The 1,915-nt window shown below is 63.7% G+C and carries 1 protein-coding gene and 1 pseudogene; both read left to right on the forward strand.

Annotated features, from left to right (window positions below):
* Nucleotides 1-1,464: 1,464 nt before the first annotated feature.
* Nucleotides 1,465-1,632 carry a hypothetical protein gene (locus KNO15_RS22750; RefSeq protein WP_241706178.1) on the forward strand — a complete coding sequence of 56 codons (168 nt, stop codon included), beginning with the start codon at nucleotides 1,465-1,467 and terminating at the stop codon, nucleotides 1,630-1,632.
* Between the two features lie 63 nt (nucleotides 1,633-1,695).
* Nucleotides 1,696-1,915: pseudogene (locus KNO15_RS22755) on the forward strand (hypothetical protein); the annotation flags it as partial.

The raw sequence follows: 1,915 nt of genomic DNA on the forward strand, positions 1-1,915 counted from the left end.
GAGCCTTCATCGGGCTGTCTTGCATCAAACCGGAAGAGGTGAGGCTGCGCCCCACGCGCCTTGGCTCGAATCGGAAGTCGAAAGATATTCCGACACCGACTTGATCAGATTCCTGGCGGGCAGCCGCGGTCCGACCGGGACTGACAACCGCTTGAGTGTTTGATGTCGGCCTGTGCGAGCAGCTGAATCCGCGATCTGATGCCAGTCTTCAGTAGCATGCCAGTTACCTCATTCCATCGGCCCCCCGCCGTGGGCCTCGCGGCTGGTTGCCCCAGCGCCGCACGACCTGGGCGCGGACGCTACTCGCCCCTCGTGTGCGATGCGCAAACGGTTAGGCCGCTCGACACCACCGGCGACGTGGGCAGGCGACGACCGTCCATGCCACGATTAGGTCAAGAGCGTGAGCTCCGGTGGACGAAGTTCGGCCGTGGGGAGTCCGTGTGTGCGGCGATTCAGAGGGGCACGGGTTGTTCTTCCCCGGCCCACCACGAGTGAAGCATCGAAATGAAAGGGAGTCGTGGGCGTGATCAGGAGCAGTTCGACGCCGTCGACGTGCGCGAGTACCACGAGAGCGGATTCTCCTGCGGCACGGACTAGCGCTGCATGCTTCTGAAAGATCAAGGCCATGCTGACCCTGACTGAGAACTTGTTGCCGTTGTGATCCAGGATGACAAGGCCTTCTCGGGGCGCGTCGGGGTCGGACGAGGCACCGACTGATTTGGTCAAGTGCGCCCGGAACGCGGGCTCTAGGGCAGTTGCCCGGGCACGAATCGAGCGCGGAGGGTCGAGCGCAGCCTCGAGACGGGATTCGGGGATTCGAGGCGCTGGGACATGTAGCCGGATTGGTCCTGCTCGCATATCGGCCGCGGTTCCCATTGCGGAGACCGCTCTGGTTGTTGTTCGGGGCTTCTCACTCTGTATCATCTTCGAACTGTACGCCGCCCATATGTGAATAGGCCCGGCTTTCGTTCCCTATCCGTTCCTGTCCGGCCGGTGCCGCGTACTCCGACGTCAGCGGGGGGGTACGCGTGTCGACTTCGCCGTGAAGGGGCTAATCCTTCCACCACGACACGCGCGCGAGCATGACGAGCTCGACCCCCTCAACCGTTCGGCACGGGCCTCGCCGTCGGAGCAGTTCGGGCTCCCAAACGCTTGTTGGTCGCTTGCGGATGTGCGGACAGGAGCGATGCAGTCCGGCCTGTGACCGGGGTGACGAATCAACGCACCGAGCCAGCCGCCGGAAATGCCAGCTGCCACGCCGGCGGCCCGTAAGGACAGGGTTCCTTATCACTTTGTCGCGAGGCCTCGACAATGGTTGAGGCGGTGAAGCAACGTTCGACCACGTTGCGTGCGCGGAGAGAACTCGGTCAGCCAGCATCGATGACTTTGCCGCTTTTCTAGCCAGAAGCGTGCGAGGTCAGTCGCTCATGACCGGGCTCCGCATTCGCGGGTACCGTAAGCACCATGTTGACCGTAATCGTGATCCTTCTGATCGTGTGGGCGATCCTGGCCGTTGTCGGGTTCGCCATCAAGGGCCTGCTCTGGCTGGCCATCATCGGCATCATCCTCTTCGTCGGCACCCTGATCTTCGCCCTCGTCCGCCGCAACGCCCGTCGGAAGAAGTCCGTCTGACTCCGGCAACACACCACCATCGAGGCTGTGTGCGCGCACATCCACGGCGCGTAACGTCAGATCATGAACACACTCAACCGGTCTCCCTCCACCGAACTCGAAGTCGGCGCCGTCCTCACGGATGCGCTACCGTCCACTCTGCTCACCCCTGAGGCTCCGGAACGGTACACCGTCTCCGCCGTCTTCACCCGCCGCCCCACCCGGGCGGAGATTGACGCCATCCACGACAACGACACCCGCGACGCTCTCACCGCCGCCGGATACCCCGCCGCGGAGCTCCGGG

Source organism: Leifsonia shinshuensis, assembly GCF_022606355.1.
In the GTDB taxonomy this organism is placed as follows: domain Bacteria; phylum Actinomycetota; class Actinomycetes; order Actinomycetales; family Microbacteriaceae; genus Leifsonia; species Leifsonia shinshuensis_B.